Origin of the sequence: Pseudomonas beijingensis (assembly GCF_030687295.1) — a bacterium.
Classification (GTDB): domain Bacteria; phylum Pseudomonadota; class Gammaproteobacteria; order Pseudomonadales; family Pseudomonadaceae; genus Aquipseudomonas; species Aquipseudomonas beijingensis.
In genome coordinates this window covers 1536893-1563795 of the sequence record NZ_CP117425.1, presented here as the reverse complement: position 1 = coordinate 1563795, position 26903 = coordinate 1536893, and the positions used below count along the sequence as shown (strand labels likewise).

The 26903-nt window shown below is 61.8% G+C and carries 17 protein-coding genes; 6 read left to right on the top strand and 11 right to left on the bottom strand.

Annotation, left to right across the window (positions count from 1 at the left end; all coding sequences use genetic code 11):
* Window positions 1–184: 184 nt before the first annotated feature.
* From PSH84_RS07185 to glnE, 8 genes are all read right to left on the bottom strand, one after another.
* Entirely contained in the window at window positions 185–1645 is a 1461-nt protein-coding gene (locus PSH84_RS07185) for a lipopolysaccharide kinase InaA family protein (RefSeq protein WP_305469428.1), read from the bottom strand.
* Window positions 1645–2397 (bottom strand): lipopolysaccharide kinase InaA family protein, encoded by a 753-nt coding sequence (locus PSH84_RS07180; RefSeq protein ID WP_305469426.1) that lies wholly within the window; start codon window positions 2395–2397, stop codon window positions 1645–1647. Before PSH84_RS07180 ends, PSH84_RS07185 begins: the two co-directional genes overlap by 1 nt.
* Complete coding sequence (locus PSH84_RS07175; RefSeq protein WP_305469424.1) at window positions 2394–3128, bottom strand: lipopolysaccharide kinase InaA family protein; 735 nt, start codon at window positions 3126–3128, stop codon at window positions 2394–2396. The genes PSH84_RS07180 and PSH84_RS07175 overlap by 4 nt, the downstream gene beginning before the upstream one ends.
* Entirely contained in the window at window positions 3128–3934 is an 807-nt protein-coding gene (rfaP, locus tag PSH84_RS07170) for a lipopolysaccharide core heptose(I) kinase RfaP (protein ID WP_122564995.1), read from the bottom strand. Before rfaP ends, PSH84_RS07175 begins: the two co-directional genes overlap by 1 nt.
* Window positions 3931–5055 carry a glycosyltransferase family 4 protein gene (locus PSH84_RS07165; protein WP_305469423.1) on the bottom strand — a complete coding sequence of 375 codons (1125 nt, stop codon included), beginning with the start codon at window positions 5053–5055 and terminating at the stop codon, window positions 3931–3933. The genes rfaP and PSH84_RS07165 overlap by 4 nt, the downstream gene beginning before the upstream one ends.
* Entirely contained in the window at window positions 5055–6113 is a 1059-nt protein-coding gene (gene waaC / locus PSH84_RS07160) for a lipopolysaccharide heptosyltransferase I (RefSeq protein WP_305482460.1), read from the bottom strand. The genes PSH84_RS07165 and waaC overlap by 1 nt, the downstream gene beginning before the upstream one ends.
* A gap of 1 nt (window position 6114) precedes the next feature.
* Entirely contained in the window at window positions 6115–7149 is a 1035-nt protein-coding gene (gene waaF, locus PSH84_RS07155) for a lipopolysaccharide heptosyltransferase II (protein ID WP_305482459.1), read from the bottom strand.
* Window positions 7150–7629: 480 nt separating this feature from the next.
* Window positions 7630–10581, bottom strand: coding sequence for a bifunctional [glutamate--ammonia ligase]-adenylyl-L-tyrosine phosphorylase/[glutamate--ammonia-ligase] adenylyltransferase (gene glnE, locus PSH84_RS07150; protein ID WP_305469419.1), 2952 nt, complete (start codon window positions 10579–10581; stop codon window positions 7630–7632).
* 382 nt (window positions 10582–10963) lie between these two features.
* On the opposite strand from glnE, the gene aceE reads away from it, so the two are divergent.
* The 5 genes from aceE (at window position 10964) to msrA (ending at window position 21784) form a co-directional block, all read left to right on the top strand.
* Window positions 10964–13609 carry a pyruvate dehydrogenase (acetyl-transferring), homodimeric type gene (gene aceE, locus PSH84_RS07145; protein WP_122565000.1) on the top strand — a complete coding sequence of 882 codons (2646 nt, stop codon included), beginning with the start codon at window positions 10964–10966 and terminating at the stop codon, window positions 13607–13609.
* 11 nt (window positions 13610–13620) lie between these two features.
* Window positions 13621–15261 carry a dihydrolipoyllysine-residue acetyltransferase gene (gene aceF / locus PSH84_RS07140; protein ID WP_305469417.1) on the top strand — a complete coding sequence of 547 codons (1641 nt, stop codon included), beginning with the start codon at window positions 13621–13623 and terminating at the stop codon, window positions 15259–15261.
* Between the two features lie 1523 nt (window positions 15262–16784).
* The gene (locus PSH84_RS07135; protein WP_305469415.1) at window positions 16785–18176 is read left to right on the top strand and encodes an alkaline phosphatase D family protein; all 1392 of its coding nucleotides are present in this window, start codon (window positions 16785–16787) and stop codon (window positions 18174–18176) included.
* A 182-nt stretch (window positions 18177–18358) separates the two neighbouring features.
* Window positions 18359–21052 (top strand): putative bifunctional diguanylate cyclase/phosphodiesterase, encoded by a 2694-nt coding sequence (locus tag PSH84_RS07130; protein ID WP_122565364.1) that lies wholly within the window; start codon window positions 18359–18361, stop codon window positions 21050–21052.
* Window positions 21053–21136: 84 nt separating this feature from the next.
* Window positions 21137–21784, top strand: coding sequence for a peptide-methionine (S)-S-oxide reductase MsrA (msrA, locus tag PSH84_RS07125; RefSeq protein ID WP_122565363.1), 648 nt, complete (start codon window positions 21137–21139; stop codon window positions 21782–21784).
* Window positions 21785–22229: 445 nt separating this feature from the next.
* On the opposite strand, the gene PSH84_RS07120 is transcribed toward msrA, so the two are convergent.
* The 3 genes from PSH84_RS07120 to PSH84_RS07110 all read right to left on the bottom strand — a co-directional run bounded on the left by PSH84_RS07120 (window position 22230) and on the right by PSH84_RS07110 (window position 25930).
* Window positions 22230–23069 (bottom strand): 23S rRNA (adenine(2030)-N(6))-methyltransferase RlmJ, encoded by an 840-nt coding sequence (locus tag PSH84_RS07120; RefSeq protein ID WP_305469413.1) that lies wholly within the window; start codon window positions 23067–23069, stop codon window positions 22230–22232.
* Window positions 23070–23150: 81 nt separating this feature from the next.
* Window positions 23151–23882 carry a DUF4123 domain-containing protein gene (locus tag PSH84_RS07115; protein ID WP_305469411.1) on the bottom strand — a complete coding sequence of 244 codons (732 nt, stop codon included), beginning with the start codon at window positions 23880–23882 and terminating at the stop codon, window positions 23151–23153.
* Window positions 23879–25930, bottom strand: coding sequence for a type VI secretion system Vgr family protein (locus PSH84_RS07110; protein ID WP_305469410.1), 2052 nt, complete (start codon window positions 25928–25930; stop codon window positions 23879–23881). Before PSH84_RS07110 ends, PSH84_RS07115 begins: the two co-directional genes overlap by 4 nt.
* A gap of 266 nt (window positions 25931–26196) precedes the next feature.
* Between PSH84_RS07110 and PSH84_RS07105 the strand changes: the two genes are divergently transcribed.
* A complete protein-coding gene (locus PSH84_RS07105; RefSeq protein WP_305469408.1) occupies window positions 26197–26691 on the top strand; it encodes a DUF2165 family protein in 495 nt (164 codons plus the stop codon).
* Window positions 26692–26903 lie beyond the last annotated feature (212 nt).

The following is a 26903-nucleotide window of genomic DNA, read 5'->3' as shown; positions in this document are numbered from 1 at the left end:
AAGCTCGCTCCCACATGGGTTTGCGGGTGTTCACAATATTGCAAACACTACAAAAACCTGTGGGAGCGAGCTTGCTCGCGATGGCGATGGTGCATTTCACACCTGAATCCGCCCCCTTGCTCGGCTTGTAGGTCTATGCGACCCGTGGCGACCTCAAGCGAGCAGCAAGGTCTTCACTTGTGGCTCATAGAGTGGACGAGGCGCTATCGACTGCTTTGGGCACCCGCTGGTCAATCACCCGATACAACGCACTCCCCTCGGGCCAATTACGCATGAACCGCGCGCGATCCCGGGCGTAGGCCTGGGCGAAGCTGGCCTGGGTACGGTGTTGGCACATGGAGTCCAGGTCGATCAGCGCCCATCGATCCTCCTGCCAGAACAAGTTGTGACCCTTGAAGTCGCCGTGGCTGATGCGCTCACGGATCAGGTCGGCGAACAGCCGGTCCAGTGCCAGCAATTCAGGCTCGGGGGCGTTGCCGCTTTCCACATAGGGGGCAAAGCGTTCGATGATGTCGGGGCCCGACAAATACTCGGTCACCAGATAAGCGCCGCGGCGCAGCCACAGGACACGCTTTTCCAGCAAAGCCAAGGGCTTGGGTGTAGCGATGCCGAGAAAGGCCAGGCGATGGCCTTCGCGCCAGGAATGCCAGGCGCGACTCGGGCGCCAGAAGCGCTTGAGCCAGTGGGCGAAGTTCTTGATGTTGTAGCGCTTGATCACCAAGGTGCGACCGTTCGCCTCGACTTTGCCGACGCTGGCCGCGCCGCCGGTCTTGTACAGGTGGCCCTGGTCGAGCAACGCATCGGCCTGCTCCAGCACCGGCGTCATGGCTGCTTCTTCATCCCGCCGGATTGCCCGCAAGCTGAACGCCCCGCGCTGTACGCTGAACAGGCTGCACTCGCGCCCGACTTTTTCGAGGAAATCCTTCAGGCGCCAGGCCTGCACCTTGTCGATCTGTTTTTGCAACGCTTCCATGGGCAGCGCGTGTTCGGCGTTGCCCAACAGGTAGTACACCAACAGCTCTTCATTGAAAGGCTGGAGGGCCTTGGGAAGCTGGGCGAAAAACACCCCCAGGTTCTCCAGGACTTTCTGCCGCGACAACGGTTGCCCCGGGGTCTCAGCGCGGATACCGGCACCGTCGATCAAGTAGAGCTTGCCGTCGTGGCGCAGCAGGTTGTCCAGGTGCAGGTCTTCCTGCCACAGGCCTTTGCCGTGCAGTTGCGCGATGGCGCCGAGGGCTTCGGCCAGCACCGCCGACTGTTCGTCGGCCAGCAAGGGCAGGTTTTCGACCTGTTTCCAGGCATCGCCCAGGCTCTCGGCGTCTTCGAGCAACTCGAACAACAACCAGCCACCTTCAGCCTCGTTCAAGCCATCGGCGAGCAACAACGGAGTCGTCAGCCCTTGCTCCGCCAGCAGGCGCACGCCTTGCAGTTCCCGCTGGAAATGCCGGGCGGCCTTGCTGCCCACCAATAATTTGGCCAGCACCGGCCGACCACGCCAGACGCCCGCCCCGACATAACGCTGCCCCGGCAACACCCGCAGCAGCGAAAGCAGTTGCAGTTGCGCCGGGCCCGCGGCATCTGCCAGTTCCAGGCTCAGCGGCAGGATCGGGCTGCGGCCGGCGTTCTTCAATTCGGACAAATGCATCAACGAGCTCCCTTGTGGCTGCGCCGGGCGCTCAGGCGGGTCATCCAGCTGTCGACCAGCCCGGCGTCGAGCGGTTGGTCCAGATAGGTGGACAACAGCTGGCGCACATCGGCATCACTCCAGATGGACGCACGACGCAGCAACGGCTCCAGGTCCTTGACTCGATCACGCTGGCCAAACAGCAGCGGCCGGGTCTTTTCCAGATCGATCAATTGCGCCTGATAACCGTCGGCGGTGGCTTGCAGGAAGATGTGTTTTGGATAGAAGCAGCCGTGCACCTGATGCATGCCGTGCAGGCGCCGCGCCAACTGCCCGCAGGCGTTGAGAATGGTGGCGCGCTGGGTCGCCGTCAGGCTCGGCCAGCGTTGCAACAGCGAGTCCAGGTCGTCCCAGCCATCCAGGGCCCGGGTCAGCAGGATCGCCCGCACCTCGCCGTCCACTTTGCGCTGACCGTAGAACACCGCTTGCAGGGCCGGAATCCCCAACTGCCGATAACGGCTGATGTTGCGAAACTCCCGGGAAAAACTCGGCTCGCCCAAGGGGTGGGACCAGGTCCGGGTCAGGTAGTTGCTCTGGCGCTTGAGGTAATAACCCTGCCCTTCCAGCTCCAGCCGGAACACGCTGCTCCAGCCGTCGCCCGAGGTGTTGGGTTCGTCCACCGCGTCCAGTTGCCGCGCCCACAAGGCCTCGAAGCTGTCCAGGCCATGACGTTGCAACAACGCCCGGTCTTCAGCGGCCAGAAAATCAGTCATTCACGCCCCTCGAAAAATCTCACCACGTGACGGATGCGCTTCTTGTCACACGCATCGAGCCGGTCGCGCTGGCGGTATTGCAGGTAAAAACGCAGGCGCTGTGTGGCCGACAAATGGTATTTGGCCACTTTATCCAGGCACGCCAGATCCTTGGTAATACGGTACTTGAGCCAGAAACCGCGCCAGAAATCCCCGTTCGGGCAGTCGATCAAAAACAGCTGCGAGCGGTCATCGATCAACAGGTTGCGCCACTTCAGGTCGTTATGGGTGAAGCGATGCTCGTGCATGGTCCGCGTGTAACTGGCAAGTTGCCGACTCACACCATCGACCCAGGCGCGGTCAGTCAGCCTCGGATCTTGACGATCGGCCAAGGCCGAGAGGTCTTCGGTATGCGGAAGTTCGCGGGTAATCAGCGCACCACGGGCATAGCTCACACCGTTTCGCTCCAAGCCCCAGCCCACGACTTCGGCGGTGGGAATACCCCATTTGGCGAAGCGCTTGAGGTTCTGCCATTCGGATTTGACCCGTGGCTTGCCCAGGTAGCGCCGCAAGCCTTTGCCGGCGCCGACGTAGCGCTTGACGTAGTAGTTCACGCCGTTTCGCTGCACCCGGATCACCTCTGACAACGGGTCACGGGTCAAGCGCTCCCCTTGCAACGCGAACACCGCTTCAAGACTGCCAAAATCCTGCGCCAGCTCGGCGTATGCAGGCTCCAGATTCCAACCCGACATCAGAGCGCGTCCCCATACCGCTGCTTGCGGGCATACAGCTTGTTGGCCTTGCCTTCGAGCCAGGCCAGCAACGAAGCCTCTTCGGCGAGGATCCGCCGCAGCGGCTGCTGGAAATAGCCCTTGAGAAAACGCAACTTGTCGCGGCGGGTCAGGCCAATGTCCAGCGCCGAGAAATACAGCGCCGCCAGGTCCTTGTTTCGCCAGCGAGTGGTGATGGCGGGACGGGTCTGGGCGCGGTGCAGGTCGATCACCGAAAGTTTGAAATCTCCAGGCGTCACCGGCTTGTCGGTGTGCAGCAGAAAGTGGCAGATGTAGCAGTCGCGATGGTTGACGCCGGCACGGTGCATCATGCCGGTCATGCGCGCCACTTCGGCGATCAGCGCACGCTTGAGCGTCGGCTGGGGTGGCTGCTTGACCCAATCGATGCTGAAGTCTTCGAGACTGACGGTCGGCGCCAGTTCTTCGGTGACGATGAACGAATGCTGATCCGCCGGGTTGCTACCCTTCTCGCCGTAGGCGACCGCGGTCATGGTCGGCACGCCGGCTTCCTGCAAGCGCTGGATCGCCTTCCATTCCTGCCCTGCGCCGAGTACCGGCAGCTTGGCGGTGAACAGGTTCTTGAAAATCTCGCCCCAACCGATGCCACGGTGGATCTTCACGAAAAAGCCGCGACCGTCCACCTCCGTGCGCAAGGTGCGCCGGGCTTCCAGTTCGCGATAGACCTCGCCCTTGAGCCCTTCGACTTCGGCGAACGCATCGCGCCCGGCCCAAAGGCTCTTGAACGGTTCGGCCAGCATCAATTTCATTGTGCGTGCTCCGCCAATATCACATCGGCCGCGTGCTGCGGCATGCTGTAGAGGTCGGCCGTCTCGGCGAAGGCCAGACCGTTGCGACTCCAGGCCGCCCGTGCTTCGGCGTCGTTCAACATGCGCCCCAGGTATTCGGTGAGCTGGGCTTGTTCGAACGGCTCATCCAGCACCAGGCCACTGTCGGCCTCGGCGATGTAATGGGCGTACCCACACACCGCGCTGACCAGCACCGGCAACCCCGCCACCAGCGCTTCGAGCAGCACGGTGCCGGTGTTCTCGTTGTACGCCGGATGGATCAACAGGTCGGCGCCCAGCAGGAAACGCGGGATGTCGCTACGGCCCTTGAGGAACCGCACGTTGTCGCCCAGACCCAGCGCGGCGCTCTGCAGTTGGAATACTTTGGGGTCATCCTGGCCAATTACAAACAGCCGGGTGCGTTTTCGCAGTTCCGCTGGCAGCGCGGCCAGGGCCTTGAGGCTGCGATCCACGCCCTTGGTCTTGAACCCGGAGCCGATCTGCACCAGCAGCAGGTCATCGTCGGCCAACTCGAATTCGACCCGGAACGCGGCGCGAATTTCATCGGCATCGGCGGGCCGCCGGCGGTCCTGGGCGATGCCCGGAGGCAGCAGGTGAAAGCGTTCCAACGGCGTGCCGTAGTGCTTGATGAACAGCGGCTGCTGGACTTCGGAAATCATCAGTACGTCGGTTTTTGCATCCTTGGCGAATACGGCCCGCTCGTACTCGGCGAAATGCCGGTAGCGACCCCAGCGCCGGTACAGCGAATTGCGCAAGTTCTGCGCCTTGTCTTCAAAACAGCCATCAGCGGCGTAGTACACGTCCAGGCCAGGCATTTTGTTGAAGCCGATCAAGCGATCCACCGGACGCTTGGCCAGGTCGGCCTCCATCCACGCGCTGAGCTTCTCGTTGCGGCGATGATTGAACAGCGCCTTGACCGGTGCCACCAGCACCTCGAAGCCGGGCGGCACGTCACCTTCCCAGATCAGCGTGTAGACACGGATCTGGTGACCGCGTCGCTGGCATTCCAGGGCGATGCGCATGAAGTCACGCTGCAGGCCACCGAAGGGGAAGTATTTATAAAGGACAAAAGCCAATTGCATCAGCGCGGCTCCTCAGCCAATAACGTGCTCAGGTGGCTGGCAACACGCTCGGGGTTCAGACGCGTGAAGCACAGGGGCTGCTCGCGTTTCAGGTCAAACCGCCGGGCATCTTCGGCGGTCGGCGGGTAAGTGCAGTGTTTCTGCATGCACGGCGCGCAAGGGAAATCACTGGCCAGGTGAATCTGGCCCTTGCCATAGGCGCCGGTCAGCACCGGATTGGTCGGGCCGAGCAGAGAAATGGTCGGCACGTCCAGGGCCGCAGCCAAATGCCCGAGGCCGGTGTCCACGGCCACGCAGGCCTGGGCTCCGGCAAGCACCTTGCCCATGCCGCCGAGGTTCAGCTTCGGCAGTACCAAGGCATTGCGCAGCCCGCTGGCGATGCGTTCGGCCCGGGCCTTTTCGGCAGGGTTTCCCCACGGCAGTTTCACCACCACGCCGAACTGGCCCATGCGTTCGGTGAGCTGGCGCCAGTACAGTTCGGGCCAATGCTTGGATTCCCAAGTCGTGCCGTGCAGGAACACCACGTAGGGGTAGGGGCGTGGCAATTCCACCAATCGGTCGATGTCGAGGCCATAACTGCCCTGGGTTTGCGGCAGGTCATAGCCCAGCGCCAAGGCGAACAACTGGCGCACGCGCTCGACCGCGTGTTGACCGCGAGCCACCGCCAGACGTCGGGAATAAAAGCGCGCCGCCAGGGGCTCACGGGCCGAATTCTTATCCAGGCCGGCCACCGGGGCCTTGACGTAACGGGTCAGCCAGGCGCTTTTCAACAGACCCTGGGCGTCAATCACCAGGTCGTATTTTTCGGCGCGCACGCTCTGCTTGAAGCGTCGCCACTCGCCACTCTTGATGGTTTGCCAGAGGTTCTTGCGCCAGCGACGGATCGCCACCGGGATGACCTTGTCCACGGCCGGGTGCCAGGTGGGGATTTCGGCAAAGCCTTCTTCCACCACCCAATCGAACTTGATACCCGGAATCGCCCGCGCCGCATCGGTCAGTGCCGGCAGGGTGTGGACCACGTCCCCCAGCGACGAGGTCTTGATCAGCAATACCCGCAAGTTACCGAACCTCCACGGGAGTGCCCTGCAAACGCTCCAGGGCCTCGTTCACCAACGGCGGCATGAGTTGGCGCAGGCAGTTGTAATGACCGAAACGGCAGGCGCGGTCGAAGCACGGGCTGCACTCGATGCCCAGGCGCACAACTTCGACCTGGTCGGCCAGCGGCGGCGTGAAGCCTGGCGAGGTGGAACCGTAGACCGCCACCAGCGGGCGGTTCAGGGCTGCGGCCACGTGCATCAGGCCCGAGTCGTTGGACACCACCGAATCGGCGCAGGACAGCAGGTCGATGGCCTCGGCCAGGGAGGTGTCGCCGCTGAGGTTCACCGACTCTTCCCGAAGTCCTGGGATCAGCCGCGAGCGGATGTCCTCGCCCACCGGGTGATCTTTTTTCGAGCCGAACAGCCAGACTTGCCAGCCTTCGCGAATCTTCGCCTCGGCCACCTGGGCGTAATGCTCCGCCGGCCAGCGTTTGGATTCGCCGAACTCGGCCCCTGGACACAGGGCCAGCACCGGACGATCCAGGCTCAGGCCGAACTTGGCCAACGCCGCGTCACGGGTCACCGGATCGATCCGCAGGCTCGGCCGTGGATAGGGTTTTGGCAATTCGGCACCCGGTGCGTAGGCCAAGGCCATGAAGCGCTCGATCATCAGCGGGTAACGGTCTTTATCCAGCTTGCGCACGTCATTGAGCAGGCCGTAGCGAAATTCGCCACGCCAGCCGGTGCGCTTGGGAATGCCAGCGAAGAACGGCACCAGCGCCGATTTCAACGAATTGGGCAACAGGATCGCCTGGTCGTACTGACCGGCCAGGGATTTGCCGATCCGTCGACGGGTCGCCAGCTCCAGCGCGCCATGGCCGAGCGGGAAGCTCAAGGCCTTGCGCACTTCGGGCATGCGTTCCAGGATCGGCCGGCTCCACTCGGGGGCCAGGACGTCGATTTCGCACTGCGGATGACGCTGCTTCAGGCACTGGAACAGTGTCTGCGCCATCACCATGTCACCGACCCAACTGGGCCCAACGATCAGAATATTCATGTGCTTTCCAAAAACGATACGGGGAGGCCTACGCCTCCCCGCCTCGAGAATCACTGTGGCTTAGGTCGTTGCCTGTTGCCCTAATCTACAACACACCACCCATCTACTGTGGGAGCGAGCTTGCTCGCGAAGAGCCAGCCCATTCAACAGCACTGTCGCCTGACCCACCGCCATCGCGAGCAAGCTCGCTCCCACAAGGGTTCTGCATAGGTTTCAAGTACCGTGCCGCACCACAAATCCACTGTGGGAGCGGGCTTGCTCGCGATGAGGCCATCACATCCGGCATCCCAGTTGCCTGACACTTCGCCTTCGCGAGCAAGCTCGCTCCCACAAGGGTTCTGCATAGGTTTCAAGTACCGTGCCGCACCAAAAATCCACTGTGGGAGCGAGCTTGCTCGCGATGAGGCCATCACATCCAACATCAATGTCGCCTGACATTCCGCCATCGCGAGCAAGCTCGCTCCCACATTTATTCAATACTCAGCTCAGTCCCAGCTCTCGCCAGATCCGAACTACCTGCCGGCGTTCATCCACGAACTGGTCACCTGCGATCACCCCGGCATCTTTCTGCAAGGCCTGGCGGTGGGCGGCGGAGCGGTAGGCTTTGTAGGCTTCGCGCAACAGCGTGGCATCTTCGGCCGGCATCAACCCGACCTCCTGCAACCCGTCCAGGATGCGGATGTTATCGGTGTAGCGCACCAGCGATGGATGCTCTTGGGACCACGCCAGGGCCGCGTATTGCACCATAAATTCAATATCGACGATACCTCCGGCATCCTGCTTGAGGTCAAAGGGCGCCGTGGCCTCGAAGGCATTCGCCGCGGTCCCGGCGGCGGTGGCCTTGCTGCCCAGGTTGTCGCGCATCTTGGCGCGCATCTCGCTGACCTCCTGACGCAGCGTCGGCAAATCACGCTTGCGCCCCAGTACCTGGGCGCGGACCTTCTCGAACGCCTGGCCCACGTCCTGGCTGCCGACCAGCACACGGGCTCGCACCAACGCCTGATGCTCCCAGGTCCAGGCTTCGTTCTCCTGGTAACGGGCAAACGCCCCGAGGGAACTGACCAGCAACCCCGACGCCCCGGACGGCCGCAGGCGCATGTCCACTTCATACAACTGCCCGGAGTTGGTCTGGGCCGTCAGCAAGTGGATGATCCGCTGGCCGAGGCGGGTGAAGAACTGCGCGCCATCGATAGGTTTCGGCCCATCGGTTTCCGCCAGAGGATCGCCGTCGTGAATGAAGACCAGGTCCAAGTCGGAACCATGCCCCAACTCCAGGCCGCCGACCTTCCCATAACCGACAATAATAAAGCCCGGATCGCACAGGCTGCCGTCAGTACGCAATGGCACGCCGTGCTTGGCGGTCGTCTGGCGCCAGGCCAGGGCCAGCACTTGTTCGAGAATCGCCTCGGCCAGCCAGGTCAGGTAATCGCTGACCTTCATCAGCGGCAGACTGCCGGCGATTTCCGAGGCCGCTACCCGCAGGCGGTGCGCCAGCTTGAAATGCCGCAACGCCTCCATTTGCTGCTCCAGATCATCCTCGGGAATACGCGTCAGGCGCTCACGCAACTCCGCGGCCAACTCTGGCGCCAGGGGCGGCTTGAACAACCGGCCCTCGTTGAGCAACTCATCGAGCAGCAGCGGGAAACGGGTGATCTGCTCGGCAATCCACGGACTCGCTGCGCACAGCGTCAGCAAGCGCCGCAGGGCGCCGGGGTTTTCCGTCAACAGCACCAGGTAGGCCGAACGGCGGGCCACAGCCTCCACCAAGGGCAGTACCCGCTCCAGCACCAGGTCCGGATCGGCATGTTCCACGGCCTGGGCCAGCAGGCGCGGAATGAACGCATCCAGGCGCTCGCGTCCCAGGCGCTGCATGGCGCGCAGTTGCGGGCTGCCACGCAGGACGGCCAGGGCCTTGAGGGCTTTGGGCGCATCAGTGAAGCCGCCTTCTTCCAACTGACGGCACGCCGCCTCTTCATTTTGGCTGTCTTCCCACAACGGCAACCATTCGCCGCCTACCGCCATTTCGCTTTCGCCGCCCTCTTCTTCATCCGGGTCGGCGATAACCTGGCCGAAGTGCCAGGCCACGCGACCGCGCCAGTACATCAGTTGCTCGTGAAAGGCCGACCAGTCGGCGAAACCCAGCATGAACGCAATGCGTGCCTGATCCTGCGGGCTGTCCGGCAACATCTGGGTCTGGCGGTCGGCGATGGCCTGGATCGCATGCTCGGTATAACGCAGGAACTCATAGCCCTGACGCAACTCATCAACCACCTTGCCCGGCAGGTACCCCTGGCCCTCCAGGGTGCCCAACACTTTGAGCAACGGGCGCTGCTGCAAGCTCAAGTCGCGACCGCCATGAATCAGCTGGAACGCCTGGGCAATGAACTCCACCTCGCGAATGCCGCCCGAGCCCAGCTTGATGTTGTCGGCCATGCCCTTGCGCCGCACCTCCTGCTGGATCAGTTGCTTCATCGTGCGCAGCGCTTCGATGGCGGAAAAATCCAGGTAACGGCGATAGACGAACGGGCGCAGCATGTCGAGCAATTGCGCGCCGGCCACCTGGTCGCCGGCCACTACCCGGGCCTTGATCATGGCGTAGCGTTCCCAGTCGCGCCCCTGATCCTGGTAATACTGTTCCAAGGCATTGAAGCTCAGCACCAACGCACCGGCCGAGCCGTAGGGGCGCAGGCGCATGTCGACACGGAACACGAAACCATCGACGGTCATCGGATCCAGGGCCTTGATCAGGCGCTGGCCGACGCGGATGAAAAACTCCTGGTTATCCAGCGGCCGTTTGACGCCCACGGTTTCGCCACCCTCGGGGTAGGCGAAGATCAGGTCGATGTCCGACGACAGGTTCAGTTCCACGGCCCCCAGCTTGCCCATGCCCAGAATGACCATCTGCTGCGGTTCGCCGCTGCGCCGTCCGGTGGGCGTGCCGAATTGCTGACTGAGGCGCTGGTACAACCAGTGGTAAGCCTGGTCGATGCAGGTGTCGGCCATGTCCGAAAGATCGCGGCAGGTCTGGACCAGATCGGCCTGGCGGGTCAGGTCGCGCCAGATGATCCGCACCTGCTGGCGGGTGCGCTGGCGGCGCAGGACGCGGCCCAGTTCGTCTTCGGTTTCGGCGGCCTGCACGGCGGCAGCGATCTGCGCACGCATTTCATCAGGCGCCAGGCTGCGGTCCAGTTCACCGCTGCGCACCAGTTCCAGCAGCATCACCGGATCACGGACACTCTGCTCGATAACGAAGTCGCTGGCGGCGGCAATACGGTTGAACGCCTCCCAGCGTTGCGGGGTCCATGCCGACAGTCCGTGATCTTCATCGAGCAAGGCGACCGCCGCACGGAACGACTGCTCGGCACGGTTGACCAATGACTGGAGAATGGCCGGTACCGTTTCCGGTATTGGGGCAAGCGAGGGCAGGCTCATGGTCTATCCTTGATCGGCGCGGGAAAGGCTGGATGTAGTGTTTTTTCAGAAGACACTACCTGATCGACTGTCGAACAAAGATGATAAATAGCTGAAAATCTGATTTTATTGGCAGCCGGCATCAAGTTTTTACCTGTTCGAGTTGGCTAAAGACCAACAGTAACGATTATTCTCACAACGAAATGAGGGGCCACGAGCCGCTCAGGTGTAGTTTTACTACTCGTCTATACATTCGAAAGGCTGAAACGGCCGACGATTTGTAGTAAAACTACACGCCGCCGAAACAACCTTCGGCAATCCAAGAATTTATATCGTCTGCCCACAAGGCCAGTCGCAAACTCAGGCAACCGATTCTGGTAGCCTTTCCGCCCTGGAGCAAGCCATGCAAGACCTCGATCCCGTCGAAACCCAGGAATGGCTGGACGCCCTGGAATCGGTTCTCGACAAAGAAGGCGAAGACCGTGCTCATTATCTGATGACCCGTATGGGCGAACTCGCGACCCGCAGCGGCTCGCAACTGCCCTACGCCATCACCACGCCGTACCGCAACACGATCCCCGTTACCCACGAAGCACGCATGCCTGGCGACCTGTTCATGGAACGCCGCATTCGCTCGCTGGTACGCTGGAACGCGTTGGCCATGGTCATGCGTACCAACCTGAAAGATTCTGACCTGGGCGGTCACATCTCCAGCTTCGCCTCCAGCGCGACGCTGTATGACATCGGCTTCAACTATTTCTTCCAGGCCCCGACCGACGAACACGGCGGCGACCTGATCTACTTCCAGGGTCACGCATCGCCAGGCGTCTACGCCCGTGCGTTCATGGAAGGCCGCATCACCGAAGACCAGATGAACAACTTCCGCCAGGAAGTGGACGGCAACGGCCTGTCCTCGTACCCGCACCCTTGGCTGATGCCTGATTTCTGGCAGTTCCCGACCGTTTCCATGGGCCTGGGCCCGATCCAGGCGATCTACCAGGCGCGCTTCATGAAGTACCTGGAAGCCCGTGGCTTCATCCAGCCAGGCAAGCAGAAAGTCTGGTGCTTCATGGGCGACGGCGAGTGCGACGAGCCGGAATCCCTGGGCGCGATCTCCCTGGCCGGCCGCGAGAAGCTGGACAACCTGATCTTCGTCATCAACTGCAACCTGCAGCGCCTCGACGGCCCGGTTCGCGGCAACGCCAAGATCATCCAGGAACTCGAAGGCGTGTTCCGTGGTGCCCAGTGGAACGTCAACAAAGTCATCTGGGGCCGTTTCTGGGACCCACTGCTGGCCAAGGACGTCGACGGCATCCTGCAACGCCGCATGGACGAAGTCATCGACGGCGAGTACCAGAACTACAAGGCCAAGGACGGCGCGTTCGTCCGCGAGCACTTCTTCAACTCGCCTGAACTCAAGGCCATGGTCGCCGACCTGTCCGACGACGAGATCTGGAAGCTCAACCGTGGCGGCCACGACCCGTACAAGGTCTACGCGGCGTACCACCAGGCGGTCAACCACAAAGAGCAGCCGACCGTCATCCTGGCCAAGACCATCAAGGGTTATGGCACCGGTGCCGGCGAAGCGAAGAACACCGCGCACAACACCAAGAAAGTCGATGTCGACAGCCTGAAGTTGTTCCGCGACCGCTTCGACATTCCGGTCAAGGACAGCGAGCTGGAAAACCTGCCGTTCTTCAAGCCCGAAGAAGGCAGCGCCGAAGCCCGTTACCTGGCCGAGCGCCGTGCCGCACTGGGTGGTTTCGTGCCCCAGCGTCGCGCCAAGAGCTTCAGCATCCCGACCCCGCCACTGGAGACCCTCAAGGCGATCCTGGACGGTTCGGGCGACCGTGAAATCTCCACCACCATGGCCTTCGTGCGGATCCTTGCGCAACTGGTCAAGGACAAGGAAATCGGCCAGCGCATCGTCCCGATCATCCCGGACGAAGCTCGTACCTTCGGTATGGAAGGCATGTTCCGTCAGTTGGGCATCTACTCGTCCGTCGGCCAGCTCTACGAGCCAGTCGATAAAGACCAGGTGATGTTCTACCGCGAAGACAAGAAGGGCCAGATCCTCGAAGAAGGCATCAACGAAGCGGGCGCCATGAGCTCCTTCATTGCCGCCGGTACTTCGTACTCCAGCCACAACCAGCCGATGCTGCCGTTCTACATCTTCTACTCGATGTTCGGCTTCCAGCGTATTGGCGACCTGGCCTGGGCCGCTGGCGACAGCCGTACCCGTGGCTTCCTGATCGGCGGCACCGCCGGCCGCACCACGCTGAACGGTGAAGGCCTGCAGCACGAAGACGGTCACAGCCACATGCTGGCCGGGACCATCCCGAACTGCCGCACCTATGATCCGACCTACGGCTACGAGCTGGCGGTGATCATCCAGGACGGCATGAAGAAGATGACCGAAGAGCAACAGGACGTCTTCTACTACATCACCGTGATGAACGAGTCCTACCAGCAGCCAGCCATGCCGGCCGGTGTCGAGGCAGGTATCGTCAAGGGCATGTACCTGCTCGAGGAAGACACCCGCGAAGCGGCGCACCACGTCCAGTTGATGGGCTCGGGCACCATCCTGCGCGAAGTGCGTGAAGCAGCGAAGATCCTGCGTGAAGAGTTCAACGTCGGCGCCGACGTGTGGAGCGTCACCAGCTTCAACGAACTGCGTCGCGACGGCCTGGCCGTAGAGCGCAGCAACCGCCTGCACCCTGGCCAGAAGCCTAAGCTGAGCTACGTCGAAGAATGCCTGAACGGCCGCAAAGGTCCGGTCATCGCCTCTACCGACTACATGAAGCTGTTCGCCGAGCAGATCCGCCAGTGGGTTCCATCCAAGGAATTCAAAGTGCTGGGCACCGACGGTTTCGGCCGTAGCGACAGCCGCAAGAAGCTGCGTCACTTCTTCGAAGTCGACCGTAAGTTCGTTGTGTTGGCAGCCCTGGAAGCCCTGGCTGACCGTGGCGATATCGAACCTAAAGTGGTGGCCGAGGCCATCGTCAAGTTCGGCATCGATCCAGAAAAACGCAACCCACTGGACTGCTGAGGAGAATTTTCGTGAGCGAACTCATTCGCGTACCTGACATCGGCAGCGGTGAAGGTGAAGTAATTGAACTGTTTGTGAAGGTCGGCGACCGTATCGAAGCCGACCAGAGCATCCTGACGCTTGAATCGGACAAGGCCAGCATGGAAGTGCCTGCGCCGAAGGCCGGTGTCATCAAGAGCCTGAAAGTGAAGCTGGGCGACCGCCTGAAAGAAGGCGACGAACTGCTGGAGCTGGAAGTCGAGGGCGCCGCTGCGGCGCCTGAAGCGCCCGCCCCTGCCGCTGCCCCGGCCGCCGCTGAAAAGCCTGCCGCCGCACCGGCTGCCGAAGCGGCTCCCGCGCCCACCGCTGCGCCTGCCGCGGCCACGGTCCAGGACATTCATGTTCCGGACATCGGTTCGTCGGGCAAGGCCAAGATCATCGAAGTGCTGGTCAAGGTCGGCGACACCGTCGAAGCCGACCAGTCGCTGATCACCCTGGAATCCGACAAGGCCAGCATGGAAATCCCATCGCCGGCCGCCGGTGTGGTGGAAAGCGTCGAGATCAAGCTGGAAGACGAAGTTGGCACCGGTGACCTGATCCTGAAGCTGAAAGTAGCTGGTGCTGCGGCACCTGCCGCGCCAGCCCAGGCCGCTGCTCCTGCCGCCAAGGCTGAAGCAGCTCCAGCGCCAGCCGCCGCTCCCGCGGCCAAAGCCGAAGCAGCGCCTGCCCCTGTCGCCGCCGCGCCGGCGCCAAGCGGTGCCAAGGTGCACGCCGGCCCTGCGGTGCGTCAGTTGGCCCGTGAATTCGGCGTCGAACTGTCGGCCGTCGGCCCAAGCGGCCCTCACGGTCGTGTGCTCAAGGAAGACGTGCAAGCCTACGTCAAGGCCATGATGCAGAAGGCCAAGAACGCACCGGCCGAAGGCGCCACCGGCGGCGCGGGTATCCCGCCGATTCCGGCGGTGGACTTCAGCCGCTTCGGCGAAACCGAAGAAGTGGCCATGACTCGCCTGATGCAGATCGGCGCGTCGAGCCTGCACCGCAGCTGGTTGAACATTCCTCACGTGACTCAGTTCGACCAGGCCGACATCACCGAGCTGGAAGCTTTCCGCGTCGCGCAGAAAGCCGTGGCGGAAAAGGCCGGCGTGAAGCTGACCGTGCTGCCCCTGCTGCTCAAGGCCTGTGCGCACCTGCTCAAGGAACTGCCGGACTTCAACGCCTCCCTGGCCCCAAGCGGCAAGGCTGTGATCCGCAAGAAATACGTGCACATCGGCTTTGCCGTCGACACCCCGGAAGGCCTGCTGGTACCGGTCATCCGCAACGTCGACCAGAAGAGCCTGCTGCAACTGGCCGGCGAAGCCGCTGCCCTGGCCGAAAAAGCCCGGAACAAGAAGCTCACCGCCGACGACATGCAGGGCGCGTGCTTCACCATCTCCAGCCTCGGCCACATTGGCGGCACCGGCTTCACGCCGATCGTCAACGCGCCGGAAGTGGCGATCCTGGGTGTTTCCAAGGCCACCATCCAGCCGGTCTGGGACGGTAAAGCCTTCCAGCCGAAGCTGATGCTGCCTCTGTCGCTGTCCTACGATCACCGTGTGATCAACGGCGCCGCCGCGGCACGCTTCACCAAGCGCTTGAGCGACTTGCTGGGCGACATCCGCACCATCCTGCTGTAACACCGGGCGGCCCTCCCTTGGGGGAGGGCCATTCGGCGCATCGTTTTCCGAGCGCCACGCTCGTACCTCAACCCCGTCCGTTTGGCGGGGCTTTTTTTTGCCTGGAATTCAGGCCGGGTATATGGGTATTGGATGTGCCGGCCTCATCGAGAGCAGGCTCGCTCCCACAATGGATTTGCGGTGCGGCACAGTACCTGAAACTGATGAAGCCCTGTGGGTGCTGTTCACTTAGGAAAAGTGGCGTTTTTTCAGAAATGGAAAGCGTCGTTTTTTGGAAAAATCTACTCGCCTTTTTCCGGGCAGGTGGTGTGTATATCCATTGCTGCGGTAACGGCTGCTGGCGGTTCCGCTCTTACAGCGGGTCACTTTTGAAGAGCCCGGAAGCCGGCCCAGTCAAAAGTAACCAAAACGCTTTTGCCCCACCACTCGGTGCCTCGCCTAGGCTCGGCATGCCTGAACGAAGGCATTGCTCCGTGGGCCGCCGCGAAGGGCCATCCATGGCCCAGCGCGGCTAACCCGGCATCCATGCCGGGTTGCCCACTGCGCAATACCTTCGTTCAGCCAGCGTGGTTAACGGGGCGCCCGAGATCAACGTCCACCGCGAGGCGGCCTGATAGCCGACCTGGCTCTTGGTTGGGACCGCGTTCCTCCTGTGGGAGCGGACTTGCTCGCGAAGGCGGTGGGTCAGTTTGCGGTGATGTTGGATGTGCCGACGGCATCGCGAGCAAGCTCGCTCCCACAGGGGATCTTGGGTGTTCATGAGTCTTGTGTTCACCACAGACCCACTGTGGGAGCGAGCTTGCTCGCGATAGCGGTGGCTCAACCACATAGGGCCGGCATGTGCCCCGCTCTTGCTCTTGCTCTTGCTTTGGCTCTTGCTCTTGCTCTTGCTTTGGCTCTTGCTCTTGCTTTGGCTCTTGCTCTTGCTTTGGCTCTTGCTCTTGCTTTGGCTCTTGCTCTTGCTTTGGCTCTTGATCTTGATCTGGACGCCCCGTTAAACCACGCTGGCCGAACGCAGGCATTGCGCAGTGGGCATCCCGGCATGGATGCCGGGATAGCCGCGCTGGGCCATGGATGGCCCTTCGCGGCGGCCCACGGAGCAATGCCGGAGTGAGGGCATGCCGAGCCTAAGCGAGGCACCGAGTGGTGGGGCAAAGCGTTTTGGTTACTTTTGCGCTCTTCAAAAGTGACCCGCTGTAAGAGCGGAACCCTAAGCCGCCGTTACGCAAAAAACGGATATACACACCAACCCACGCCTTTCGGAACACATAATCAGAGTCGTCAATAACGACTTAGTGAACAGCATCACCTGTGGAAGCGAGCCCACTCGCGAAAGCGGCATGTCAGGCAACCCGGCATTTTCCTACCCCGCAAGCTTCAAATGACTACGTCCCCTGTTAGTCATTACCCACAGCCTGCGCCCCCTACCCTATCGATATTTATGGCGCGCCGGGCTTTAGCATCAAACCGTCGGGCCACTTGATGCCTGCACCCACCGACTAAAACTTCGAATGGATTCGAACATGTTCAAACCTACCGTCGGCCCCATTGTCGGGCACACGACCACGGATCACGCCCGGATATTCCTGCGCGGCGATCACGGCAACAACCAGGTATTTGCCGGCATTCGCCACCGGCGCCGAGGGGACACCCGCTGGTCAAAAGGGCACTTCGTCCAATTGAAGGCCTACCGCGACATGTCCGATGTCATCGTATTGAAAGGCCTTCAACCCGACACCGCCTACGAATACCAGGCCGGCTGGCTCAGCCCCTTGAGCCCGACCCATACCGTGGAAACCATCCAGGAACTGCCGCTGCAATGGCCCCGCAACACCTACTGTTTGCGCACGCCGGCCGATAAAACCGATGCACCACGGGCTTATATCGTGGGTTCATGTCGCTACTTGCGGATCGCCGCCAGCACCCCGTTACTCCCCAGCCTTGGGGATCGCACCTTTGCCGGCATCAATCGCGTCGTCGAACAGGCCGACCCGCCGATCAGCGCGGTGTTGATGACCGGAGACCAGGTTTATCTCGATGACTTGAATATCATCGGCCCGGACCGAACCTATAAACACATCCTTTTCAGATACCGATCGGTATTTACCCAGCCGCACATCAGAAAACTGATGTCTGGCACGCCGACCTACATGATCCTCGACGACCACGAAATCGAAGACAACTGGCCCGCCAGGAAAACCGACCACGATGATGTCCTGTATGCCAATGCCATGAGCGCTTATGGGCTTTACCAGGCCAGCCATGGGCCCGCCCATGAACTGTCGAGCGACGGAACATTGAACAAGTCGTTGGCCCGCTACTGGTACACCTTTGCCCATGGCGATATCCACTGGTTCGTCACCGACAGCCGGACGCAACGCAACCTGTCGGCGGACGATCGGCGCATCCTCGACGCGGAACAGGAACGGTCCCTGCTCGAGTGGCTCGTCAGCAGCCCCGCACGGGTCAAGCTCGTCGTCACCAGCGTGATGTTTTTCCCTGACAGCCAGCGCAACGACGGCGATGCCTGGCAGGCCTTCCCGGAACAACGTCTGCGCCTGTTGGAGACCATCCGCCGCCATCGGATCAAAAACGTGGTGTTCATCTCGGGTGACGTCCACGGTTCCATGACCAGCCGCCTGCGTCACAGCCAGGATCCTGATTTCGAGGTCAACACCGTCGTTTCATCGCCGTTCTACAACAGCAAACTGCTGCCTTTTGCAAAAGCCGCGGATTTTATTTTCCACAGGTCCATGGCCCGCACGGACAGCGGTGAGTACCGCTATGAACTGACCAGCGAAGTGGTGAGCCGGGACAACTTCGCCCGCCTGCAGGTCACGGCGCAGAGCCTTCAAGTGACCTTCCACGACCGTGACGGCAGGCCCTTGCAGACGGTCGATATCCCGCTGCGATGAACTTCCATGCCCTCTGATCGGCCGGCGACTGGAGAAATCCCGTTGTCGGCCGATAAAAGGTTTATAGCACTTGGCCTTCATCTCTCTTGTCAGCCAGTGCCGCAATGATGCAACCTTGCGCCAATCCGTAATAACGAGGGCGTCAGCCCGGCGCGATCAGCATTTTCGAAGCGAGTTTCCCCATGAAAAGCCAACCCGATGCCGCCAGCCGTATGGCGGCCGAGGTAGTGACGCAGTTACCGGTGCCCGCGCGGCTCGGTATGCTGCGTTTCGAACGGCTGAATGAAGCTAGCTGGGCGCTGTTGTTTCTCGACCCCAACTGCGAGCGACACTTCGGCCTGCCGGCGGTAGAGCTGTGCTCGCTGGTCAGTTCGCCCTACGCCAGCCTGATGGAACCCGAAGCGCGCTATCAATTGCACGACGCCATCCAGCAACAATTGGCCCAGGCCGCGCATTACCAGATTCGCTACACGCTCCACACCGCCAAGGGCCCGATGAATGTGCTGGAAACGGGCGAAGCCTACAAGCAGCACAATCGTCACCTGCTGCGCGGCTACCTGCTGGTGGTGGACAATTTGCTGCAAAGCGAACCCTCCATGCCGGCCCTGGACCTGGAAACCCAGAACTCGCGCCTGCAGATCGCCCTGGAACTGAACCAGCGCGCCCAGCAAGAGCAGCTCCAGCACCTGGACCGGGTACGTGCCCAACAGGACCTGATCCTGCTGCTGACCCGTCAACGCTACAGCGCCAACAACTCCCTGCTCGAAGCGGCCGAACTCATCACCCGCAGCGCCTGTGACATCTACCAGATCGACTGCGCCAGTATCTGGAATCTGGACGATGGCCAACTGGTGCCGATTTCCGCTTACAACCGCGCGTCCCAGGAGTACTTCCTGCCGACGGTCATCGACGTCAACGAGTTTCCCGACTACATGGAGGCGCTGCAGACCTGCCGCGCCATCGACGCCCACAATGCGATGCGCGACCCGCGTACCCGGGAACTGGCCGAGAGCCTGCGCGCCCGCGACGTCAACGCCATTCTCGACGCCAGCGTGCGTATCGACGGCCAGGTAGTAGGCGTGCTGTGCCTGGAACAAGTGGGCGTCACCCGCGCCTGGCAATCGGATGAGATCGCCTTTGCCGGCGAGCTGGCGGACCAGTTCGCCCAGGTCATCAACAACCACAACCGCCGCACCGCCACCAGCGCCCTGCACCTGTTCCAGCGCGCCGTGGAGCAGAGCGCCAACGCGTTCCTGCTGGTCAATTGCGACGGTGTGGTGGAGTACGTCAACCCGAGCTTCACCGCGATCACCCAATACACCACCGAGGAAGTCCACGGCCAACGCCTCTCGGAACTGCCGGCCCTGGAAAACCTCAGCGAGCTGCTGTTCGACGCGCCCTCGGCGCTGGCTCAAAGCAATAGCTGGCAGGGCGAGTTCAAGAGCCGGCGCAAGAACCTGGAACCCTACTGGGGTCAGCTGTCGATTTCCAAGGTGTATGGCGACAACCGCGAGCTGACCCACTACATCGGCATCTACGAAGACATCACCCAGACCAAGCTGGCCCAGCAGCGCATCGAGCGCCTGGCCTACACCGACAATCTGACTAACCTGGGCAACCGCCCGGCGTTCATTCGCAACCTCGATGAACGCTTCGCCCGGGACAGTGATTCGCCCATCAGCCTGCTACTGGTGGACATCGACAACTTCAAGCGTATCAACGACAGCCTCGGCCACCAGACCGGTGACAAGCTGCTGATCAGCCTGGCCCGGCGCCTGCGCAACAGCCTGAGCCCCAGCGGCAGCCTGGCGCGATTCGCCAGTAACGAGTTCGCCGTGCTGTTGGACGACACGAGCCTGGAAGCCGGGCAGCAAATCGCCAGCCAATTGCTGATGACCCTCGACAAACCGATGTTCGTCGACAACCAGCTGATCAGCGTGACCGGTTCCGTGGGCCTGGCCTGCGCGCCGCTGCACGGCCGTGATCCGCAGACCCTGATGCGCAACGCCGGCCTCGCCCTGCACAAGGCCAAGGCCAACGGCAAGCATCAGGTCCAGGTGTTCACCGAGGCGCTGAACGCCGAGGCCAGCTACAAACTGTTTGTCGAAAACAACCTGCGCCGCGCCCTGACCCAGAACGAACTGGACGTGTTCTACCAGCCCAAGTTGTGCCTGCGCAGCGGCCGCCTGCTGGGCATGGAGGCGTTGCTGCGCTGGAACCATCCGGAAAAGGGCATGATCCGCCCGGACCAGTTCATCAGCGTGGCCGAAGAAACCGGCCTGATCATCCCCATCGGCAAATGGATCGCCCGCCAGGCTTGCCGCATGAGCAAGCAATTGACCGCCGCCGGCCTGGGCAACCTGCAAGTGGCGATCAACCTGTCGCCCAAGCAGTTCTCCGACCCGGACCTGGTCGCCTCCATCGCCAGCATCCTCAAGGAGGAACAACTGCCGGCCCGGCTGCTGGAACTGGAGCTGACCGAAGGCCTGCTGCTGGAAGCCACCGAAGACACCCACTTGCAGCTCGACCAGCTCAAGCGCCTGGGGCTGACCCTGGCCATGGACGACTTCGGCACCGGGTATTCATCCCTGAGCTACCTGAAGAAATTCCCGATCGACATCATCAAGATCGATCGCAGCTTCATCCATGAGATCCCGGACAACCAGGACGACATGGAAATCACCTCGGCGGTGATCGCCATGGCTCACAACCTGAAACTCAAGGTCGTGGCCGAAGGCATCGAAACCGCCCAGCAACTGACGTTCCTGCGGCGTCACCGTTGCGACGTCGGCCAGGGCTACCTGTTCGACCGGCCAATCCCCGGCGCGGAGCTGATCGACAAGCTCAAGCGCTACCCGCGCGGGCCTCTGGTCTGACAGCAGCGTATAGCTTGCGGCGGCTTTTCTGAGGCACACTGACGGTCTATGTCGCTCAATTCAATCTGACTGAGAGGACTGATCATGGTCTTGCGCTCGGAAATCCTGGTGAATAAAAACGTGCTACCTACTCAAGAACAAGCCCTGCCTGGCCGTGAAACCCCCATGACCGTGCCGGACAAACACTTCGTCCACGACGCGCCCCTGCTGGGCCCGTTTGCCATGGACGTGGACTTCGCGATCTTCGGCCTCGGCTGCTTCTGGGGCGCGGAGCGCAAGTTCTGGCAGCGCGAAGGCGTGGTCAGTACAGCGGTGGGTTACGCCGGGGGGTTCACGCCAAACCCAACGTATGAAGAAGTCTGCTCGGGCCTTACCGGCCACAGCGAAGTGGTGCTGGTGGTCTACGAGCCAGCGAAAGTCAGCTACGAACAGCTGTTGAAGATGTTCTGGGAACTGCACAACCCGACCCAGGGCATGCGCCAGGGGAACGACATCGGCACCCAGTACCGTTCGGTGATCTACGCCACCAACCCGACCCAACTGGCGGCGGCCAGACACAGCGAGCAAGTCTTCCAGGCCGAGTTGACCAAGGCCGGCAAAGGCACCATCACGACCGAAATCGAAGAGGCGCCGACCTTCTACTTCGCCGAGGCCTATCACCAGCAGTACCTGGCGAAGAACCCGGAAGGCTATTGCGGGATCGGCGGGACCGGCGTGACGTGCCCGATCTGACTTTCTGGCTCCAGATCCAGTGTGGGAGCTGAGCCTGTGGGAGCAAGGCTTGCCCGCGATGCGGCGGCACATTCAACATCGATGCAGCTGAACCACCGTCATCGCGAGCAAGCTCGGCTCCCACAAGGATTTGTGGCAGTTACAGTTCTGTGAACACCCGCTCCCAGTGTCCAGGGCGGACCCAAATATTGGGTACATCCTCAGAACCAGTGTGGGAGCTGAGCTTGCTCGCGATGGCGGTGGCACATTCAACATCGATGCAGCTGAACCACCGTCATCGCGAGCAAGCTCGGCTCCCACAAGGATTTGTGGCAGTTACAGTTCTGTGAACACCCGCTTCCAGTGTCCAGGGCGGACCCAAATATTGGTACACCTCAGACCGGTGTGGGAGCAGCTTGCTCGCGAAGGCGTCCTTCCTGACGACCTGACTGCATCGGCTCAACGATCAACTTTCAGCGATCAACCAATCCATCTGCCACCCGCCCTGGGTCTGCCCCAGCTTTTTCGACAGCCACGGCAGCAGCTCGCGCAACTCTTCTTCCAGCCCCCACGGCGGATTGGCAATCGCCAGGCCGGAGCCGTTCAGGCTGTTGGGCGTCGCCAGTGGGTGCACCAGCAGCTCCACCCGCAACAGCTTCGGCGCGCCGGTGCCGGACAGGTCCTGGTAGAAGCGGCGCAACATCCGCTGGTCCTTCACCGGGTACCAGATGGCCGCCACCGTCTGACGCATCCGGCCAATGGCCTCCTTGAGCGAGGCGGCGCAGCGCTGCATCTCGTCAAGCTGCTCGAAGGGTGGATCGATCAGCATCAGCGCACGCTTTTCCGCCACCGGCAGCAACGCCCGCGGCACATGCCAGCCCTCACCCAAGTGCACCGCCACGCGACGGTCGCCTTTCATGTTGTCCTTGAGCAACACGCCGTCTTCCGGGTGTTTCTCGTTGAGCAGCACACGGTCCTGCGGTCGAGTCAGGCGCCGCGCCAGTTCCGGCGAGCCCGGGTAGTAGCGCAGTTGCCCGTCCGGGTTCATCTCGTGCAGCACTTTCATGTAGTCGGCAGTCAACGGCGGCAGGTCGCCCTCGCCCCACAACCGCGCAATGCCTTCCAGGTACTCACCGGTACGGTTGGCCTGGTCACCCTGCAAGTCGTACAGCCCGATGCCCGCATGGGTATCGAGGTAGGCGAAGGGCTGTTCCTTGCGCGACATCAACGCGATGAGGCGAGTCAAGGTCAGGTGTTTGAACACGTCGGCGTGATTGCCGGCGTGGAAGGCGTGGCGATAATTCATGGCGGCTCCTGCGAAGGGCGACGAGTTTACCTTGAAGCGCGTCGAACGTCAGGGGTTCGCAGCCCAGCGGACAGGCCACGATCAGCCCAACTCCCGCATCAAGTACGTCTGCAGTGACGCCTTCGGCGCGGCAGCCGGCTTTGATCGCTCAAGAAAGTGAGCAATCTTGCGCCGCAGGATGCGGGGTTCGACCCGCTCGAACAGATCCGGATGCTCTTCGCCCAACCATGTGAGCACGTTATCCACCAGACAGTCCGTCGGCGCCTCGGCCATAGTGTCCAGCAGCGCCACGGGCACTTCCCACCAAGGAAAAATCCGAGCCGGCCGCTGGGCGCTTCCTTTGATCTCAAGGGAGTGACCGTTGATCAGGCAACGACTGATGACCGGTAGGAGTTCCCCGACATCCACCGCCGTCGATTGCAGGATCGACCCCATGAAGCGCCCATCCCAAAAACGCAGGAAAACCGCCTTGCCACCCGGCAACAGCACCTGCGTCAACCCACGTAAATGCTCGGCAAGGGTTTCCTGGCTGGCACACGACACCGCCAACCACCCCCAATCGAGCGAATCGGTGGCCGCTATCCAATCAAGAAACTCACTGTCTGTCCGAACAATCCCTACATAGGGCATGACCGATTCCCACTCGGCGTACGGCGTATCGCCCCAGATCGGCGTGGGTGTCGCGGCCATCGAACGCCGCCAGGCAGACAACGCCCCGGCGCTGCTGGCGTTGCAGAAAATGGCGAACAATTGCTCGGACGCCTGCAACGGATGGTTCTCAAGCCAAGTATGGGGTGTTTGACCGCTGTTCATGGGCGCTCCTGGACGTCGACAGGTTTGTGAAAGGCCGAGGGTACGCAGACGCCGTTCCTGCAACGCTCACACTCCTCGCAGAACGGCGCCGAGCCTTGGAAGCTGAGGATCTGCGCCAGGGAAAGCCGAGGCGCCGCCACTGGGACCGATTTCCCGACACTGCCCGACGAACCCGCTGACGCCCCCATCACCGCCATCGGCGCCCCACCGACCTCGATCGGCGCACTGCTGAAAATCCCGTCGGCGCCAATGTTGATCCAATGGCCACCGGCCTGCAGGGTCACACTGGCGCCAGCCTCCAGGACCACTTGCTGGCCGGCACTGACATGAAACTGCTGGCTGGCGTTCAACATCTGGCTGCTCACGCGAACATGCCGCTCGCCGCTGACCAGCAAATGATCGTCCTGCCGGACTTCAGCCTGGCGCCGACCATGGGTAACGCGCTGCTCATCGGCCTTGAGTTCGTGCCGCGCCGTGCCGGTGACGACAATACTGCGCTCGTGATCGACCTGTACCCGCTGGTCGTGCAGCACATGCTGGGTCCAGTTTCGCTGGGCCCGCAGGTAAATCTCCTCCGCCCCCTTGCGGTCCTCGATGCGCAGTTCGTTATAGCCTTCCCCACCAGGGCTGCTCTGGCTGCGCCAGATACTGCGGGTCTTGTCCGCCGGCAGGTCCAACGGCACCGGGTTGGCGCCGTTGGGCAGGCAACCCACCACCAGGGGCTTGTCCACGTCGCCATCAATGAACCCCACCAGCACTTCCATGCCGACCCGGGGAATCATCACTGCACCGTAGTGATCGTGGGCCCACCCTGCGGCCACTCGCAGCCAGCAACTGGAATGCTCGTCGCGCGTGCCGTCGCGATCCCAGGCCAATTGCACCTTGACCCGTCCAAACTCATCGCAATGGATCTCGCTGTCCACCGGCCCGGTCACCACCGCTGACTGATAACCGTGGGCACGAGGCTTTTCGTGATGCAGGGGCGGCCGAAAGCACACGTCCCAAGGCGTGGCGAGAAAGGTGTTTCTGTAGCCCTGGAATTCATCCGGGCTGGCGGAGGCTGTTTCTTCCAGCACTTGGGGTTGACGGCCATGGTGATCGATATGGGTCAGGAGCCAGAGATCGTTCCACGGCTCCCGGGGATGGGCCTCGATGCGCATGAAATGTCCGCTGACGAAAGCACTTGCGTCGCTGCCGCCCTGCGCTACGCGATGATCGGCACCGTGACGCTCAAGAGCACGCCGGGTCAGGTGCTTACCATCGTCACGGTCGCAGAACCCACCCGGGTACCGATAGTCCTCGAGCACAGGGAGCTGCCGATTGTCGAGATGGGTTTGCAATAACAAGCCGGGCTTGAGGAAGTCGTAGTCGCGCAACGTCACGGCCGTGGTGCGGGTCTGGAGTCGCACCGCCAAGCGCTTGATGGCCGGCGCATCGGCAGCCATGCCGCTGTCCGGCAGATACAGCGTCGATTCGGGCAGGCGAGGAAACCCGGTCTGGTCGTCGCCGAACACCAGCAGATGGCCGTCAGGGCGATGCCGAAAGTGGTAGTGGATACCGACTTCGGCGCAGATCCGCTCGATAAACGTCAGGTCGCTTTCGCCGTACTGCACACAGTATTCACGCTCGGGATAGTGCCCACCGAGGGTGAACTGGCAGTCCCCCGCCAGGATCCCGTGCTCCTTCAACACCCGGCCGACGATATCGGGCACGCTCAAGTGCTGGAAAATCCGCTGGTTGATGCGGTGGCGCAAATAAGCCAGGCGCGGCACCAGGCAGACCTGGTAACGGGTCAGGCGTTTGCCCGAATCGCCTTGGGCAACGCTATAGACCTGCCCGTGTATGCCACCTTCCCGGCCATACCGCAGAAATGCCTGGCGATGCAGGAGTGCTTCCAGTTCCAAGTCGCAGCGCTCGCTGACCAGTTCCACGTCAAAGCGATAGGGCTGGCTGATGGTTTCCTTGCCCTTGAACTCAAGCACCTTGAGATCATTCGGCCCGCTGTCGAGCGTCAGGGTGAAACGCGGTAGGTTGGCAGGCGGGAACATCCGATGTGCCTCTGCTGAATGGAGGCGGGCGATTCTGCATGAGCAATAAGGGAAGTGTATTGGAGGTCAGGAAAAACAGATTTGCCCTACAACCAAGAAGCTAAAAGCCGCAAAGCGTGATGCATTTTCCGATAGACATTCGAGACATTGCGGCCATCCGCACCGTCCTACACATCAATCAGCCGTTTCTTGCAACGCGCTCGATCTCACGGCGTTGGTGGGCGTGATAACGTGCCCGGGTCGCAAAAAAGCAAAGGACGCATGACATGACGACACGCTACGCAAAAATCGCAATGACCCTGGCGCTCGCCGCATTCGCCCTCCTGACCGTGTTCAACAACATCACGGACTACCGCTCCAACTTCAATTTCGTCCAGCACGTACTGAGCATGGACACCACCTTTCCCGACAATGCCGCTCGGTATCGCGCCATCGCTCAACCCTGGATGTGGCACGGCGCGTATTGGTTGATCATCCTCGGCGAAGCGCTGACCGCAGGGCTGCTGGGCTACGGCGCGCTGAAACTGTGGCAGGTGCGCAAGGCCGAAGCCCAGGTGTTCGCCCGCGCCAAGCGCTGGACCATCGTCGGTTTGACGGTGGGCTTCTTCGTCTGGTTCTTTGGTTTCATGGTGGTCGGCGGCGAATGGTTCCTGATGTGGCAATCAGAAATCTGGAATGGCCAGGACGCTGCGTTCAGGTTCTACATGGCGATTTTGGGCGTATTGATCTTTCTCAATCAGCCTGACACCGAGGTGAAGTGATGCGCGTCCTTTGAAGATCCAGTGTGGGAGCGAGCCTGCTCGTGATAGCGGCGTATCAGCTTGCCTGGATGCTGAATGTGACACCTCATCGCGAGCAGGCTCGCTCCCACAGGTAACAGGCGCGGTCGATAAATTCGGCGCATAAAAAACGGCCCGTTTCCATTGGAGACGGGCCGTTTTTTATGTTCTTGAAGCGCGCCGTCAAGGCCGCG

Bases quoted from the DNA above. Each gene is read 5' to 3' on its own strand.
- PSH84_RS07115 (WP_305469411.1), bottom strand. From the start codon at position 23,882: ATGAACAGCGGTCAAACACCCCATACTTGGCTTGAGAACCATCCGTTG.
- PSH84_RS07105 (WP_305469408.1), top strand. From the start codon at position 26,197: ATGACGACACGCTACGCAAAAATCGCAATGACCCTGGCGCTCGCCGCA.
- PSH84_RS07165 (WP_305469423.1), bottom strand. From the start codon at position 5,055: ATGCAATTGGCTTTTGTCCTTTATAAATACTTCCCCTTCGGTGGCCTG.
- PSH84_RS07185 (WP_305469428.1), bottom strand. From the start codon at position 1,645: ATGCATTTGTCCGAATTGAAGAACGCCGGCCGCAGCCCGATCCTGCCG.
- PSH84_RS07130 (WP_122565364.1), top strand. From the start codon at position 18,359: ATGAAAAGCCAACCCGATGCCGCCAGCCGTATGGCGGCCGAGGTAGTG.
- msrA (WP_122565363.1), top strand. From the start codon at position 21,137: ATGGTCTTGCGCTCGGAAATCCTGGTGAATAAAAACGTGCTACCTACT.
- PSH84_RS07135 (WP_305469415.1), top strand. From the start codon at position 16,785: ATGTTCAAACCTACCGTCGGCCCCATTGTCGGGCACACGACCACGGAT.
- waaF (WP_305482459.1), bottom strand. From the start codon at position 7,149: ATGAATATTCTGATCGTTGGGCCCAGTTGGGTCGGTGACATGGTGATG.
- PSH84_RS07180 (WP_305469426.1), bottom strand. From the start codon at position 2,397: ATGACTGATTTTCTGGCCGCTGAAGACCGGGCGTTGTTGCAACGTCAT.
- glnE (WP_305469419.1), bottom strand. From the start codon at position 10,581: ATGAGCCTGCCCTCGCTTGCCCCAATACCGGAAACGGTACCGGCCATT.
- rfaP (WP_122564995.1), bottom strand. From the start codon at position 3,934: ATGAAATTGATGCTGGCCGAACCGTTCAAGAGCCTTTGGGCCGGGCGC.
- PSH84_RS07110 (WP_305469410.1), bottom strand. From the start codon at position 25,930: ATGTTCCCGCCTGCCAACCTACCGCGTTTCACCCTGACGCTCGACAGC.
- aceE (WP_122565000.1), top strand. From the start codon at position 10,964: ATGCAAGACCTCGATCCCGTCGAAACCCAGGAATGGCTGGACGCCCTG.
- PSH84_RS07120 (WP_305469413.1), bottom strand. From the start codon at position 23,069: ATGAATTATCGCCACGCCTTCCACGCCGGCAATCACGCCGACGTGTTC.
- PSH84_RS07175 (WP_305469424.1), bottom strand. From the start codon at position 3,128: ATGTCGGGTTGGAATCTGGAGCCTGCATACGCCGAGCTGGCGCAGGAT.